Here is a 14,865-nt window from a genome sequence, read left to right on the forward strand (position 1 = left end):
ACATCCTCCTCAAAATGATGTTATGGCCCTACTGTACCCAACAAGGCGGACAAAAATGGAGGGGTGTTCGTTAGAGTTATTCGGCAAAATCGAGAGGGAGTGGTGCATTTTTGCACGTTTTTTGAGGCATTTCTTTGTGCAAGTGAGCTAACAGACGCTTGGCAATGAGCTTATTTCCTTCTGCATTTGGATGCTCTAACCCATCGGCAAGCAAATGTGCATCACGCGCACCCAACAGCTCCATACCATCAATAAAAGACATATTTTTATGGTTCTGTGCAGCCTCTTTAAGAAAAGATGCGACCTCAGGAAAGCAACTGCGTGGATGCGTAGACCAGCGTTTCTCAGAAAACCAAGTCGTAGACATAACAGTGCAAGGTACGGTAGGCCACGCACGCTCAACAAGATCGAGATACGTTTTGATTTCTCGACGAACCACGTCTGCACGACAGGGCTCATAGCGATAATTGCCACCATATTCCACTATGACCATTGCCGGAGAAACTCGTTTTGGCACATCCGCTATAGAGCTAACTTGGACAACTTGCCCACCAACACCTTGGTTGACTACATCAAGGCCAAGCTCGTCCGCAACAAGTGTGGGCCAAGCAAATGCCGGATCGTCACACACAAAACCTTGTGCCAGCGAATCTCCTAATACCAGCAGCAAAGGTCGCTCAGGAACAGGGATAAGTTGTGATGAGGGTGATGCGAAAAGTGTTCGTATAATGCATCCTCTTAAACAGGGCAGGAACAGGCGCACGCGCCGCATTTCTCCAATACCAGGAAGATGCTGAATACCAGCAGGAACCGGTGTAGTTGCAATCTCTGAAAGAGAAAAAGCTACAACAGTTGTAGCTTCTTTCCCCTCCCCAACACGTATAGGAATAATGGGAGCAGCATGTGTTGTGCCCACGGTTACCGAGAAACCATCATGTATACGTCGGGGACCATCGCCATCTACAAGCTGAAGAGACTCAGCCGTACCATGACTCTCTTCATCAAGCTGCACTTCGAGAGCTATCTCAGATGCATCAGTATCAAATTCAAGCCATATTCCTGCTGTACAAAAAGCCATCTGCCGATAGAGTCCGGGATGCCATGCCAAACAGCTCGAAATTGACCGAACCTGCTGTGAGGTAAAACGCCAGGGACGTACCCAGCCCATTCCTTCATGAGTCGTAGCAACCACACCATGGAGAAATGATGCGGCTGATACACCAATCAGGCCCGCCCGAGCTCCGGGCGTCTCCAATCTTTGGACTAGTTCCATCCCTCACCTTTCCTTTGTATAGCCCGGTCATTTTCTCACGTTTTACCTCAGACCGACAAAGGAACATCAAACTCACCATTGAGAAGACGAATGATGAGTCGTCGAGCAGCCTCAAGGAGTGTTTGACGAGGGTATAACAGAGCCTCATCATGGCCTCTGCCGCCTCCATCACACGTTTCAAGTGCAGCAAGGCCCATTGTTCGCAGGTCCTCTGGCGTTGCATCACTGCCACCAGCAATAACAAAGCAAGGCACCTGGAACTTTGCACAGCGCTCAGCAACCACTGCTACCGCTTTGCCCCCTGCTGTTTGCGCATCAAGATGACCTTCTCCTGTAATACAAAATGAAGATTCTCTGAGAAGCTCATCAAAATTCGCAAGATCAAGGATGCATGATGCGCCACTGACAAGTTCTGCTCCAAGAAAGGTATGAAGCGCACAACCCAAACCTCCAGCAGCACCAGCCCCTGGCATTGATGCAACATCTTCCCCAAAGATCTTTTCGAGAAGAGCGGCATAAGAAGTCATACCTTGTTCGAGTATTTCGAAGTTTGAATCGGTAACTCCTTTTTGTGGTCCAAATACCGCTGTTGCACCACGTGGTCCTACCAAGGGATTATCAACATCGCACATAACTCGAAAAGACGTTTGCTTAATCCGTGCGTCTAGTTCGGAATAATCAATTGAGGAAACATGTGCGAGCGATGCACCACAAGGTGGTAATTCGCAGCCACAGGAATCTAGGAAGCGCATGCCTAAAGCAGAAAGCACTCCCATACCCCCATCGTTGGTAGCACTTCCTCCAATACCGATGAGAACAGTGGTTGCACCTTCATCCAAAGCCGCGCGAATAAGCTCTCCGGTGCCATAGCTCGTAGCTTGCAGTGGATCTTTTTGTGATGGATTTACCAACGTAAGGCCAGATGCCTCGGCCATCTCCACAACTGCTATTTTACGTTCGGGCATAAAGCCCCATTTTGCTGTGTGAGGATGTCCTAACGGATCCATAACAATATTTGATTGGATTGTCAGCGGCATACTCGATGCCAAAGCGCTAAGCGTACCCTCACCACCGTCTGCCATGATTATGCGAGCTACATTTGCATGCGGCATGAGCTCATCCAACACTTCTTTTATCCCAGCAGAAACCTCAGCGGAAGAAAGCGTTCCCTTAAAGGAATCGGGTGCAAGGATGATAGTTGGAGCTTCAGCTGAACTATTCACCATCGCGCACCGCTTCATAAAACTCTGCTCCATCATCGAGTCTGAGTGTTCCCAAGCGACCAAAGCCTGCTCCTGCAGCTCCACAACAATCAATATCAATGCGATCAGCAACAAAGCCAGTAGCCTCACAGCGACCGCAGTAAAGAATTTGTGCAAAACCTTCTTCGTTTATCGCTGCATTATTTGGCAGGTCGCAGAGCTTCTCAGCAAAAACAACAGGAGTATGACCAGCAATAACCACTGGACCCGTTCCGTCTTGTACTATCAGTCCAGTGGGACGTGACCAGAAATCTTCCCTTATCCAGATAAGATCCTCTGAGCTTTGTGAAGCCAAATAAAACTCACAACCCTTTTCATCCCAGAGTGACGGCACACGGCCTACACCGGGACGTATTCCTGCATGTGCGAACAGATAGGGACGGCCATCTATGAAGGTATAGGCATATGTTGGAAGCGATGAGATCCAATCGATGAGCTCAATGCGTTCCTCATCTGCACATGATGACAGCCCAAGCGCCGTTGAAATGCCTCCATTGCGCGCCCAATTGTCCTGCGCTAAGGCATCTTTAGGATGATTGAGTGCATCAAGCATCAACTCTTCATGATTGCCACGAAGAACGCGCGCATTGGGAAGTGCGCGAATATGACGCAGAACACCCACAGGATCCGACCCACGATCAACCATATCTCCCAGAACAAATAGCTGGTCATCATCACCAAAAGCCAGTTGTTCAAGCATCCGGTCAAACGTGGCGAGACGTCCGTGAATATCGCTTAGGACATACGTTGCCATGCTACCTCCTTAAAGAGATAGCATAGCAAGCCGTCTGTTCTGCGGTTATAAGATGCCGATCATTCCAAACAAAGCCCCTATAACTAACAGGAGAAGCATGAGCACTGACGAATTTAGCCCTCGAGAGCGCAGCAACCACACAAAAAGCCACACTGCCGCAAGACTTGCAAAAGCCGGACAAATACCTGCCATAAGCTGAACAAATACTTCGAACGTAGCGCTCTGAGCCAGCGGAGTCACAACGGGTACATTCACATAGAGTGCAACTAAGCTTCCTACTACAGCTGTACACACCACACAGCAAACATCGCTAATCTTTTGGATAAGCCCTGAACCTGCCAATAGTTCCATAACGCCGGTACCATCTTCAAAACCAAAGCGAATTCCAAACCAATGGACAAGATAATTTGGGATATTGAAGACCAAGCAATACACCACCAGACCCAATGGATTACCGGAGAGAGCAAGAGCAGCTCCCAAGCTTGCTGAGAGCACACGAAATCCTCCCGAGTGGAAAAGCGTGTCTCCAACAATGCCCATGGGACCCATCATGGTCTCTTTGGCTGCCTCAATAGCAGCTCCCATCGTGTTGTTTGCTTCTGCATTCATGACTTCAAGCGATGCGACAACACCTATTTCTAACGGTTCAATCTGTGGCGTCGTATTTTGAAATTTCATGTGGCGCACAAGCGCCTCGGTTAATGCATCTTTATCATTGGCATAAATCTTGCGCAGAATTGGAGCCAGGCTAAAGACATACAACATGTTATGTTCACGCTCAGTGTTATATGAGATCTCTATTGGCAAACTGCGCCAAAACATTGAGCGAATATCACGCTTGGTAACACCATACTTCTCGCCAGGAAGCTTGTCGCTCACCTTTTTCTGAGATGGCGCTGAGCTCTTACTCATAAAAGCCCAGGTCAAAGCCAAAGCGATAGCCAGTACAGCAACTGCTGGCGTACTTGCTCCCACATAGGCGCTCAAAGCAAATCCCGCAAAAAAGAGCGGAACAAATCGACGATCCCAGAGAAGATTGAGCATGCATGCAAGCGCCACAGCCGGAAGCAGTCCTGCGGCTAGCTCTAAGCCATTTAACGCCGCTGCAGGAACCATAGAAAGTGCCGTGACAATTGGGCCGAGTACTACAAAGCCACACAGACACATGACGGCAGACATGATGAGACATTTGATAAAGCCAACGGCAAGATGATACCGACAGATCGCTTTCAGATTACCTTCACTGGCCCATGGGTCACACCAACGTGCCATCACAGATCCGTTAAGAGAGTTATATCTGCTTGAAATAAAGCCGCCCAAATAGGCAAAAGGAATAGCAACAAGCAGGGCCACGCCTGGGCCAAATCCACCAGCCAAAGCAGCACAGGCACCCGGAATAGCACCAAAACGTGGTTCAGAATCTATAACGCCAGCAAAACTCAACATACCCATCCAGGCGAGCTCCATGAAGCCGCCAATAATGAGTCCTGTCAGCGCGTCACCCAACACAAGTCCCACCAGCGGACAGCAGACAATGGGACGATCCATGTATGTTCCGCCGGCAAGGTTATCGACAGCCCACATAAGGGCATAGATAAGTGCAAGGGCAAACGGCACTGGCATAGCTTCTCCCTAAATCAAGCCTGCAATAGATACGCGGCGATCTTCTGGTGTTACAAAAGCCTGGACATCAACACCTTCGTCAAGCAGCGTCTTCAGGTTTTCCCGATCGTTTTCTGAGATACCTAACGATGGTGTGATCATAGTTTTGCCTTCCCCACCAGGCAGAAGAGCTGCATTGAGCTCACGAGCTTCAGGAAGCAGACGAGCCATACGCAAAGCATCATCGGTGGAATCAACAAGAAGCTCGACAGTACGAGCCTCAAGGTCGCCCCCTGGTCCAAGGCGGCGTGCAGCATCCTCAATAGTCAATATTTCTAATGCGCAAGATGACGGGGCCGACATGCGCATCAAACTTGAGCGCAAAGCATCACCAACCACTGCATCGTTTGCTACAACAATTGTGTCGGCACCGAGTTTTGCTGGCCAAACTTTTGATGTCTGAAAATGCAGAAGACGTGAATCAATCCTAAACAGCGCAAGCATAACTTTCTCCCTACAAAAGATCACGGACTTTGGAAGCTGCCGCTTCGTCGAGAATAACTGTCACATCGGGGTGCAGCTGGAAAATTGAAACGGGGAAGTCCGTTGAAATTGGCTCAAAAAAGGCACGATGTACCGCATCTGCTTTTTCTTCGCCGGAGAAAAGGAAGATGATGTGGCGTGCATCCATAATGGTTTTGGGGCCCATTGTTATGTAGTGGCTTGGCAGAAGTGACATGTCGTCGGTGTGGAAATCCTCGTGCAGAATTGTTTCCACAACATGGGTAACACAGTCTTCAGGGCTCTCCAGAATAGGAATGAGGTGTGTTTCCTCATCCCAGGAAGAGAAGGTTCCAGGCTGGTTGCCCGTAAAATGGCCATTAACACCTACGCCCATAATGACGGTATCAAGTCCACCGAGTTCCTTGATGTCATCATCGAAGGTCTGATAATTGTCGTAATCAAGGGTATGAATATGGTCTGGTGCAATATGCGCTCGATCAAAATACTTGCGGTCAAGGCTTACTTTGCAGTCGGGAATATCCGGGCCACCCTCTGGATCATGAATCCAAAATTCGTCAAAGACGTAATAGTGCACGTTATCAAACCAAGGCTTGTCACAAACCTCTTTAGCAAGCAGCTTGTAGCCATCAACCGGCGTTCTTCCCGTAGTAATGGCAATGTTAATACGCTCATCATCGCCATACATGCGCCGCAGCATTTGATGCATCATTACGTGGCTGAGCTCTTCGTAGTCTTTTGTCACGATAAAACGCATAAGATACCTCCACGGAATACACAGGGATTGGAACCACCGAGTAGCATCGTAGAGTATTGGTATGAAAAGGTATCAATGCTATCTAGTTGAATCGGCATATGGCAGAGACACGTCGGGAGACGAATGACCTGTGAAACCTTATGGTTCAAAAACCCATACTAGAGTTCCTGTGCTATAGATATTCAGACTAGTTTTTCATGCATTGAGGGGATAGATATGTCTGAACTCAATACCATACGGGTAGCTGCCGCAATTATCTCGAAAGACGGCGCTGTTCTTGCCTGCAAACGCTCTCAAGGTGAGTTTGCTGGCATGTGGGAATTTCCCGGAGGAAAGGTTAAAGAAGGTGAAACAGCTTTTGATGCCTGCCGCCGAGAAGCGCTCGAGGAACTCGGAGCAAAACTGAGCACAACCTACTATTACGACACCGTTGAGTATGACTATCCAACATTTCACCTCTCTATGGACTGTTATGTATGCTTTTTAGCTCAGGGAGAAGAACCTCAGGCTCTAGAGCATGAAGAGATTCGTTGGGTCACACAAGAAGAGCTTGCCAGCCTAACCTGGTTGCCTGCTGATCAGAACCTTGTACAAAGTCTTGCTTTTGCCTGGGACACCATCTTTGCAACGGAACCCTTTTAATCTGAGCACAAGGAGATAGCTCATGAGCAAAGCCGACGATCTGTTTGTCTCAATGTGTAGCGATATTCTCGAAAATGGGACAACAACCGAGGGAGAACGCGTTCGTCCACACTGGGAGGATGGAACGCCTGCCTACACAATAAAGCGCTTCGGCGTGGTTAATCGCTATGATCTTCGCGAAGAATTTCCAGCTATTACGCTCCGTCGCACCGCACTGAAAAGTTGCATGGATGAGGTTCTTTGGATTTACCAGCGCAAGTCAAACAATATCCATGATCTTCATTCACACATTTGGGATGAATGGGCAGATAACGACGGCTCCATTGGCAAGGCATATGGATATCAGATAGCCCAAAAAAGCCATTATCCGGAAGGCGATTTTGACCAAATGGATCGCGTGCTCTTCAATCTTGAGCACACACCATATTCACGTCGCATTATGACCAACACGTATGTCTTTTCAGACCTGTCTGAAATGAATCTCTACCCTTGCGCCTATAGCTGTACCTATAACGTGACTCAACACCCTGGAGACGATCGTCCTACGCTCAACCTTCTTCTTAACCAGCGTAGTCAGGATGTTCTTGCGGCAAACAATTGGAATGTATGTCAGTATGCTTTGCTCTTAATGATGGTTGCACAACATGCCGGCATGATTGCTGGCGAGCTGGTGCACGTTATTGCTGATGCTCATATCTATGATCGCCATGTAGATATTATTCGTGAACTTATCTCACGCCCGCACTACCCGGCTCCTCATGTATCCCTCAACCCAGAGGTCACGAATTTCTACGACTTTACCACCGATGATCTTATCGTTGAGAACTACGAGCATGGACCACAAGTTCGCAATATCCCCATTGCTGTATAGGAATTCGTAAGGATAAGGGCACTATGAGTATGTTTGATGCCACGCCAAAAGGTACTCCCCAACCCAATGTATATGCCCTTGTCGCTGTTTGCGAGGACTGGGGCATAGGGTTTCATGGTGGGCTTTTGGTACGCAACTCTGCCGATATGCGCCATTTTAAAGAACTAACCTGGGATCATACGGTTCTTATGGGCAGAAAAACACTCGAGAGCTTTCCGGGTTCTCGCCCACTGCCGCACCGGCGAAATATCGTACTCACCCAAAGCCAAGAGCTTGCCAAGCGCAGTGATATTGAAGTTGCCTCCACACTTGAAGAAGCACTTGCGTTAGCTGGCACGGATCTTACCTGGGTTATTGGCGGTGGGGCCACGTATCGCGCACTGCTTCCCTACTGCTCAAAAGCTATTGTCACAATAAATCACTGTGTCCGTCCTGCAGACACGTTCTTTCCCAACTTAGATGATGCTTCGCAATGGTGTGCTCGCCAGCGCATTACCACTGACGAGCACGGAGATACACTCACAACGTCTGAAGGCGTTGCATTTGAATATGTTACGTACGAGCAGACGGCAATGGACTAAACGTTGATGACATCACCAAGATCGGTATTGATTTCCTGAGATTCTCCAAAGAGGGCTGTAGCAACCTGATCGGGATCACTGAAGTCCCATGCTCCTCCCGAAGTGCGCTCCATATCAATCGTAATCTCTGAGGTAAAGGTGGTTACTTCGCCGCTGGACAGCATATCGACAAACAGCTGCATTCCAGCAGCCATCAGGGCATCCTCACCACCCTGATTGTATATATCGACCGCTTCTTGAGTCCCAGCCCACTCCTGAAGTACATCCTCAAAATCAACCAATGCCTCGTCTATATCGACATTGCTTACGGTGAGTTCTACTGTTGCCTCATCGCCATCAACACGTATATCGTCGATGGAGTAATCAAAGTTAGAAAAAAGCGCCTGATAAAACTCGTAAGGATCAATACCCATCGATTCCATTTCTTGGCACGTATCCCTACCGAAGACATCTCGCACATCATCTTCATCAAGCGCGCTAAGCATCGAGAACGTAGCATCTACCTGCTGCTCGATATCATCTTCATCATCGGCCTTGCTGGCTCGATCGCTTTTTTCGTTGTCGTCCTTTTCGGTATCGTCCTTCTTTTCGGCAGCTTCATCCTTTACAGCCTCATCATCTGCAGAACCGCCACAGGCGCTTAATCCAAATGCAAGCGATAAAGCCATTATCAAAGACAGGATACCCACGAGTACTCTATTTCGTTTATTCATAGCGAGCCTTTCTCAAGAGGTTAAACGCGAATCTAACCTACCGTGCATAGTCAGGTTAAAGACTCGCTGAAATAAAGCTTACCTGAGATTGTATGGTCTTACCAAAATCTAACTCTAACGGGTTTGTGATACCGGGGAACGGTCCGGATGTCTCACGTTGCATAAGCTTTTAAGGTTCACGAAGTTGTCTATCCGCTTATGCAATGGTATTGCAGTGTCGCATTAAGCTCACAGACGATATGAGCTGAACATTGGGCCCTCCCCCTGTCGCAGTTCCGTGGGTCGGGCGACAATGGTCGTACCACCAACCGTGGCCGCGCGCCACATGCGACGGAGGAGGGCACCATGTCCAATTATGTCACAGCTATCGGCCTCGACGTTCACGCCCGCAGCATCAAGGCCTTCGCCCTAAATCCCATGAGCGGCGAGTGCGAGCGCGCGTCGTTCGGCTACGACCCGGCAGCGATCGCCGAGTGGGCACTCAGCTTCGAGGAGCCCAGGGCGGTCTACGAGTCTGGGGTTACCGGCTTCCACCTGTGCCGGACGCTGCGCGCGCTCGGGCTGGACTGCGTCGTCGGCGCTGTCTCAAAGATGCAGCGGCCTGCCGCGGACCGCGGCAGGAAGACCGACCGACGCGACGCCGAGTTCCTGGCCCGCCTGCTCGCCACTCGTAACGTCGTGGAGGTCTGGGTACCCGACGAGAGCACCGAGGCCGCCCGCGACCTTTCGCGTGCCCTTGCCGACGCCCGCGACGACCTCCAGCGCGCCAAGCAGCGGATGTCCAAGTTCCTGCTGCGCCACGGGCACGTCTTCGACGAGACCACGCCGACCGGCGCGCGCAAGGGGAACTGGACGCGCGCCTACTGGAGGTGGGCCGACGCGATCGAGTTCGCCGAGGCAGACGACGCCGCAGCCTACGAGCACTACCGCGACTGCGTGAGGCGCTGCCAGGAGGCGCGAGATGCGCTGGCGAGGAGGGTCGCCGAGTCCGCGGGACGCCCGGGGTGGAAGCCAGCCGTCGACGCCCTCAGGTGCGTGAAGGGCGTCGACGTCGCCACCGCCTTCCTGCTCGCCTGCGAGGCCGGCGACTTCTCGAGGTTCCGCACGGCGCCCGAGTTCGCGTCGTGGTGCGGCCTCACGCCCTCGGAGCACTCGAGCGGCGAGACGTTGTCGAGGGGAGGGATCACGCGCGCGGGCAACGCCCACGTGCGCTCGGCGCTCGTCGAGGCGGCCTGGCACGTACCGATGTCGTCGCGGGAGGCTAAGCCGCTCGCATCCGACCAGGAGGTCGCGCCGGCGGTGAGGCGCCACGCGGCGAAGTGCAACAGGAGGCTCCAAGACCGCCGGGAGGCGATGTCCGCGGCCGGGAAGAAGCCCGTCGTCGCCAACTGCGCCACGGCGCGGGAGATGGCGTGCTGGGTGTGGGCTATAGCGAGGATGGCCGTGGCGTAGCACCCCGCCGGGAAAGACAGGTTCCGACCCCGAGGACCGCTGCCGTTCGAGGCCGTTGGGAGGCCACTCGAGTCTTTTTTTATGGGCAGCGGGGCACCGCCACGCCCGCCAACAGACTTCGGTCGAGGCCCCCAGCCGTAGCAACGAAATGCGCAGCCGAGGAGGCCATGCGCGGATATTAGAATGCCAGACGTGCGTCGAACAGACACGCCCTCAGGTAGCGCCGGTCCCGGGCGAAGATAGGTAGGCCCGCCGCCTCCGATAGCTCCGGAGGGGGCGGGCCGGTTTTGCCTCTTGACAATGTTCAGCTCATATTAAAAAGGGACCCGTCAAAGTGACGGGTCCCTCAAACTAAATCTCTTCAGATAACTAAAGAGCAATCAAGCTGTTCGCTTAATCAATATCGGTTGCTGCATCAACCTGACCACGAAGGAACTCTTCCTTATCCTTACGATTGCGCGAAAGCTCAGCTGCAGCCATAACAGGCACCCAGTAATGAATCTTCTGCTTTGCAATATCTGCCTTCTTGGAGAAGAGATCCAGATATGCATCTGCATGAAGCTCGTGATACATCTTGAAAAGGATGTAGGTCATTGCAGCATCTGCCTCAGGCAAGCCACGGGTAACGTGCGTCCAGTCGCAGGCATACAGCATGCCATCCTCCGTAACAATAACGTTGGAGGGGTTGAAGTCACAGTGGCAAATACTACGACCCGGTGCCATACGGTCTGCACGCATCTGCAGGTCGTAACGAACGGAAGGATCGAGATCCTTTACCTTGCCAATCATGTTTGTGACTTTGCTCTTCTGGTCCTTGAGCAGCTCAGGAGCTTCAGTGTTCTGAATCTCAATCTGGAAATCAACGAACTGCTCAAGCAGCGAACCGTATTCCTCTGTACCTTCGGCAGCATCCATCAAAGAGCGCATAGTAACGCCCGGAACATACTCAGTGGAGAGTGCCCAAGAACCATCGGCAACCTGAGATACCTCGAGGACCTTAGGAACACGAACACCAGCCTCGGTAACACGAGCAATATTCAATGCCTCATTGAAGACATCAGAAGCAGGCTTTTCAGCCTTAAACACTTTGACAATCCTATCGCCATCAACATAGACGGCCTTGTTGTGACGCTCAACGATAAGCTGTTTATTTTCAGAAAGTTCCATTGCTGCCTCCTTCTGGGCAACGAAACACGCCCTCGTTAACTAGTCTTCGTAGCTGGTTGCCTCGCGGCCATAGAAGGCATCGAGATACAGCGACTTGATCTCAGAAATGAGCGGGTAACGCGGGTTAGCGCCAGTGCACTGGTCGTTAAAGGCATTCTCACTCATCTCGTCGAGTGTAGCGAGGAAGTCCTCCTCGGAAACGCCAAATCCGGCAATTGTCTCAGGAACACCCACGTGAGCCTTGAGCTCTTCAATACGAGCAATGAAGTTCTCAAAGACCTCACGATCGTCCTTGCCCTGAATGCCGCAGAAACGGCCTGCTTCAGCATAGCGAGCAAGGGTCTTAGGATGATCGTACTGAGGGAAGGTACCCATCTTCACCGGACGCTCAGCAGCGTTGTAGCGCATAACGCGAGTGAGGATAACAGCGTTTGCCAGACCATGAGCAATGTGGTGATAAGCACCAAGCTTGTGAGCCATGGAGTGGTTCACACCGAGGAATGCGTTAGCGAACGCCATACCAGCGAGGCAGGAAGCGTTTGCCATGTGATCGCGAGCCTCAACATCGGTGCCGTCATCATATGCGCGCTCGAGATAGGTAAGAACGAGCTTCATAGCACGGAGGGCAATGCCATCGGTGTAGTCAGATGCCATGACCGAGACATACGCCTCAAGAGCGTGTGTAAGAACGTCAACACCAGAAGCTGCAGTAAGGCCCTTGGGCTGAGTCATCATATTGTCGGTGTCGACAATAGCCATGTTGGGCAGGAGCTGGTAGTCAGCGATCGGCCACTTCGTGCCAGTGGTGGCATCCGTGATGATGGAGAACGGAGTGACCTCAGAACCAGTACCCGAAGAGGTAGGAATGGCAACGAAGAAGGCCTTCTCGCCCATCTTGGGGAAGGTGTAAATACGCTTGCGGATATCCATGAAGTCCATGGCCATATCCTCAAACTTGGCCTCTGGGTGCTCGTACATCATCCACATAATCTTGCCAGCGTCCATAGCGGAGCCGCCACCAATGGCGATGATGCAATCAGGCTCGAAAGCTTTAACCTGCTCAAGACCACGCAGGCAATCCTGAAGCTTGGGGTCTGGGGAGATGGACCAGAAGCTGGAGTAAACAATACCCTGCTCGTCGAGGGAATCCTCAATCTTCTTGGTGAAGCCAGACTTGTACAGGAAGGAGTCGGTCACGATAAATGCGCGCTTCTTGCCGTAGACCTCGGAAAGCTCGCGCAGGGCCACGGGCATGCAGCCCTTCTTGAAGAAGACCTTTTCGGGGACACGGAACCAGAGCATGTTCTCTCGCCTCTCTGCCACGGACTTATAGTTGAGCAGGTGCTGGGGGCCAACGTTGCCCGAGACGGAGTTGCCACCCCAGGAGCCGCAGCCCAGCGTAAGGGAGGGCGAAAGCTTGAAGTTATAGATATCGCCAATACCACCCTGAGCAGCCGGAGTATTAACCAGCAGACGGCAAGCCTTCATCGTCTCGGCATGCTTTGCCATCTTCTCGGTCTCGCGAGTATCGATGAACAGCGATGCGGTGTGACCATAGCCACCGTCGGAAACAAGACGAGAAGCCTTGGCAAGAGCATCGTCAAAGTCCTTTGCGCGATACATACCAAGAATGGTGGTGAGCTTCTCATGGGCCCAAGGCTCGGAAGGCTCAACAGAAGTTACCTCACCGATAAGAACCTTGGTTGAAGAGGGAACCTCAACACCGGCAGCAGCAGCAATCTTAGGAGCTGGCTGGCCGACCATCTTGGCGTTAACGCCACCGTTGACGATAACGGTATTGCCAACCTTGGCAATCTCATCGCCCTTGAGGAAGTAGCAACCACGACGCTCAAACTCGGCCTTAACGGCATCGTATACCTTGTCGAGAACAATTACGTTCTGCTCGGTAGCGCAGATCATGCCGTTGTCGAACGTCTTGGAATGAATAATCGAGTTAACAGAGAGCTCGATGTTAGCAGTGTCATCAATGATGGCAGGGTTGTTGCCCGGGCCAACGCCCAAAGCCGGCTTACCAGAAGAATAAGCGGCGGTAACCATACCAGGACCACCCGTAGCAAGGATGGTATCGGCAGAGTGCATAAGGGTGTTGGTGAGCTCGAGCGACGGAACATCAATCCAGTCGATAACACCCTTGGGGCAACCTGCAGCCTCTGCAGCATCGCGCACGATACGGGCAGCTTCGATGGTGCATGCCTTGGCGCGAGGATGCGGAGAGATCATGATTGCGTTGCGTGTCTTCAAGCAAATGAGGGTCTTGAAGATTGCAGTGGAAGTTGGGTTAGTGGTAGGGATAACGGCGGCGACAATACCAATCGGCTCTGCAATGCGCTTGTAGCCGAAGGCAGGATCGTTCTCCACAACACCGCACGTCTGCATGTTCTTGTACTTGTTGTAAATATACTCGGAGGCGTAGTGGTTCTTAATAACCTTGTCCTCTACGATGCCGTAGCCCGTCTCCTCCACAGCCATCTTAGCCAGTGGAATACGTGCCTTGTTAGCAGCCATAGCTGCTTCGTAGAAGATCTTGTCTACTTGCTCCTGAGTAAACGTTGCGAACTCGGCCTGCGCCTTGCGCATCTGGGCCAGTCGTTCGTTCAGAGCATCGACGCTGTCGATGATGGTGGACTGCACCTTCTCTGCCATTCCTTCTCCTCCCATATCTGTCCCACACGCCCATAAAGTGCGCATGTGGATTGCAGAACTATGGCGGGGCGAGCCCCACGCTTAACATAAATGTGGTATCTGCTGAAATATACCATGAACAGAAGAGCTCTCCTGCACAAACCGGTATTCATACATCATAAACTTGCAGAGGACATAAAAATACTTTCAAAATATGCACAGACCTAAATTGAGGTTTGTGCGGCATAGTCTCAAAAATAATTGTTATTGCACCAGCGCTTTTTCAAGCAGAATGCAATCCTGCAAGGGATTGTTTCTCTCGGCTTTCCAGAGAATCCAGTCGCTCTCCTGAAAGAGTCGCAGTGCGACATAAGGACCAAAACCCCGCTGCAAGGTACAAGAAGCCTGTACATAAAGCGGATCGGACTTTAGACCCGGATAACGAACTTCACTCACGCGAGGATGACGTATGAGATAGTTTGCAACTGTCTGCGCTTCGTCTGACACCTGACGCCATGCATCAGGTTCCATATTCTGTGCCAACTCACTCAACGAAAAAAGAGAAAGGGTATCTGCAACCTCAGCTGCAGATACCCTTTTACCTATAAGGTCATGCGATCCCATTG

14 protein-coding genes are annotated in these 14,865 nt (G+C 51.4%); 4 read left to right on the plus strand and 10 right to left on the minus strand.

Going from position 1 to position 14,865, the window contains the following annotated elements; all coding sequences use genetic code 11:
* Positions 1-76: 76 nt before the first annotated feature.
* From ACQY6Y_RS00370 to ACQY6Y_RS00395, 6 genes are read right to left on the minus strand one after another with little or no spacing between them, the layout of a single operon-like run.
* On the minus strand, positions 77-1,273 hold the full coding sequence (locus tag ACQY6Y_RS00370; RefSeq protein WP_428378329.1) for an SGNH/GDSL hydrolase family protein: 1,197 nt from the start codon (positions 1,271-1,273) through the stop codon (positions 77-79).
* A 47-nt stretch (positions 1,274-1,320) separates the two neighbouring features.
* Positions 1,321-2,514, minus strand: a complete 1,194-nt coding sequence (locus ACQY6Y_RS00375; protein ID WP_428378330.1) for a glycerate kinase family protein — start codon at positions 2,512-2,514, stop codon at positions 1,321-1,323.
* A complete protein-coding gene (locus ACQY6Y_RS00380; RefSeq protein ID WP_428378331.1) occupies positions 2,489-3,289 on the minus strand; it encodes a metallophosphoesterase family protein in 801 nt (266 codons plus the stop codon). The genes ACQY6Y_RS00375 and ACQY6Y_RS00380 overlap by 26 nt, the downstream gene beginning before the upstream one ends.
* 45 nt (positions 3,290-3,334) lie before the next feature.
* Complete coding sequence (locus ACQY6Y_RS00385; RefSeq protein WP_428378332.1) at positions 3,335-4,912, minus strand: PTS system mannose/fructose/sorbose family transporter subunit IID; 1,578 nt, start codon at positions 4,910-4,912, stop codon at positions 3,335-3,337.
* A gap of 9 nt (positions 4,913-4,921) precedes the next feature.
* Positions 4,922-5,395: a PTS system mannose/fructose/N-acetylgalactosamine-transporter subunit IIB gene (locus ACQY6Y_RS00390; protein ID WP_428378333.1), complete on the minus strand. Its 474-nt coding sequence runs from the start codon at positions 5,393-5,395 to the stop codon at positions 4,922-4,924.
* Between the two features lie 10 nt (positions 5,396-5,405).
* On the minus strand, positions 5,406-6,170 hold the full coding sequence (locus ACQY6Y_RS00395) for a 6-phosphogluconolactonase (RefSeq protein ID WP_428378334.1): 765 nt from the start codon (positions 6,168-6,170) through the stop codon (positions 5,406-5,408).
* 216 nt (positions 6,171-6,386) lie between these two features.
* On the opposite strand from ACQY6Y_RS00395, the gene ACQY6Y_RS00400 reads away from it, so the two are divergent.
* Genes ACQY6Y_RS00400 through ACQY6Y_RS00410 form a run of 3 tightly spaced genes read left to right on the plus strand, consistent with a single transcriptional unit; the run spans position 6,387 to position 8,264 of the window.
* Positions 6,387-6,812: a (deoxy)nucleoside triphosphate pyrophosphohydrolase gene (locus ACQY6Y_RS00400; protein ID WP_428378335.1), complete on the plus strand. Its 426-nt coding sequence runs from the start codon at positions 6,387-6,389 to the stop codon at positions 6,810-6,812.
* A gap of 22 nt (positions 6,813-6,834) precedes the next feature.
* Positions 6,835-7,683, plus strand: a complete 849-nt coding sequence (gene thyA / locus ACQY6Y_RS00405) for a thymidylate synthase (protein ID WP_428378336.1) — start codon at positions 6,835-6,837, stop codon at positions 7,681-7,683.
* Positions 7,684-7,706: 23 nt separating this feature from the next.
* Positions 7,707-8,264, plus strand: coding sequence for a dihydrofolate reductase (locus ACQY6Y_RS00410; RefSeq protein ID WP_428378337.1), 558 nt, complete (start codon positions 7,707-7,709; stop codon positions 8,262-8,264).
* Here ACQY6Y_RS00410 and ACQY6Y_RS00415 read toward each other — a convergent pair.
* Positions 8,261-8,953: a hypothetical protein gene (locus ACQY6Y_RS00415; protein WP_428378338.1), complete on the minus strand. Its 693-nt coding sequence runs from the start codon at positions 8,951-8,953 to the stop codon at positions 8,261-8,263. The genes ACQY6Y_RS00410 and ACQY6Y_RS00415 overlap by 4 nt on opposite strands.
* Positions 8,954-9,322: 369 nt before the next feature.
* On the opposite strand from ACQY6Y_RS00415, the gene ACQY6Y_RS00420 reads away from it, so the two are divergent.
* Positions 9,323-10,429: an IS110 family transposase gene (locus ACQY6Y_RS00420; RefSeq protein ID WP_417147477.1), complete on the plus strand. Its 1,107-nt coding sequence runs from the start codon at positions 9,323-9,325 to the stop codon at positions 10,427-10,429.
* A 393-nt stretch (positions 10,430-10,822) separates the two neighbouring features.
* On the opposite strand, the gene ACQY6Y_RS00425 is transcribed toward ACQY6Y_RS00420, so the two are convergent.
* The 3 genes from ACQY6Y_RS00425 to ACQY6Y_RS00435 all read right to left on the minus strand — a co-directional run bounded on the left by ACQY6Y_RS00425 (position 10,823) and on the right by ACQY6Y_RS00435 (position 14,863).
* Entirely contained in the window at positions 10,823-11,596 is a 774-nt protein-coding gene (locus ACQY6Y_RS00425; RefSeq protein WP_428378339.1) for an aminoglycoside phosphotransferase family protein, read from the minus strand.
* 39 nt (positions 11,597-11,635) lie between these two features.
* Positions 11,636-14,260 (minus strand): bifunctional acetaldehyde-CoA/alcohol dehydrogenase, encoded by a 2,625-nt coding sequence (gene adhE / locus ACQY6Y_RS00430; protein WP_428378340.1) that lies wholly within the window; start codon positions 14,258-14,260, stop codon positions 11,636-11,638.
* A 243-nt stretch (positions 14,261-14,503) separates the two neighbouring features.
* Positions 14,504-14,863, minus strand: coding sequence for a PLP-dependent transferase (locus tag ACQY6Y_RS00435; protein ID WP_428378341.1), 360 nt, complete (start codon positions 14,861-14,863; stop codon positions 14,504-14,506).
* Positions 14,864-14,865 lie beyond the last annotated feature (2 nt).

Source organism: Olsenella sp. Marseille-QA0557 (genome assembly GCF_965119725.1).
Taxonomy (GTDB): Bacteria; Actinomycetota; Coriobacteriia; order Coriobacteriales; family Atopobiaceae; genus Coprovicinus; species Coprovicinus avistercoris.

Coding starts and splice junctions, on each gene's coding strand:
- ACQY6Y_RS00435 (WP_428378341.1), bottom strand. CDS start 14,863: ATGGGATCGCATGACCTTATAGGTAAAAGGGTATCTGCAGCTGAGGTT.
- ACQY6Y_RS00385 (WP_428378332.1), bottom strand. CDS start 4,912: ATGCCAGTGCCGTTTGCCCTTGCACTTATCTATGCCCTTATGTGGGCT.
- ACQY6Y_RS00400 (WP_428378335.1), top strand. CDS start 6,387: ATGTCTGAACTCAATACCATACGGGTAGCTGCCGCAATTATCTCGAAA.
- ACQY6Y_RS00425 (WP_428378339.1), bottom strand. CDS start 11,596: ATGGAACTTTCTGAAAATAAACAGCTTATCGTTGAGCGTCACAACAAG.
- ACQY6Y_RS00410 (WP_428378337.1), top strand. CDS start 7,707: ATGAGTATGTTTGATGCCACGCCAAAAGGTACTCCCCAACCCAATGTA.
- ACQY6Y_RS00390 (WP_428378333.1), bottom strand. CDS start 5,395: ATGCTTGCGCTGTTTAGGATTGATTCACGTCTTCTGCATTTTCAGACA.
- ACQY6Y_RS00370 (WP_428378329.1), bottom strand. CDS start 1,273: ATGGAACTAGTCCAAAGATTGGAGACGCCCGGAGCTCGGGCGGGCCTG.
- ACQY6Y_RS00380 (WP_428378331.1), bottom strand. CDS start 3,289: ATGGCAACGTATGTCCTAAGCGATATTCACGGACGTCTCGCCACGTTT.
- ACQY6Y_RS00420 (WP_417147477.1), top strand. CDS start 9,323: ATGTCCAATTATGTCACAGCTATCGGCCTCGACGTTCACGCCCGCAGC.
- adhE (WP_428378340.1), bottom strand. CDS start 14,260: ATGGCAGAGAAGGTGCAGTCCACCATCATCGACAGCGTCGATGCTCTG.
- thyA (WP_428378336.1), top strand. CDS start 6,835: ATGAGCAAAGCCGACGATCTGTTTGTCTCAATGTGTAGCGATATTCTC.
- ACQY6Y_RS00395 (WP_428378334.1), bottom strand. CDS start 6,170: ATGCGTTTTATCGTGACAAAAGACTACGAAGAGCTCAGCCACGTAATG.
- ACQY6Y_RS00375 (WP_428378330.1), bottom strand. CDS start 2,514: ATGAAGCGGTGCGCGATGGTGAATAGTTCAGCTGAAGCTCCAACTATC.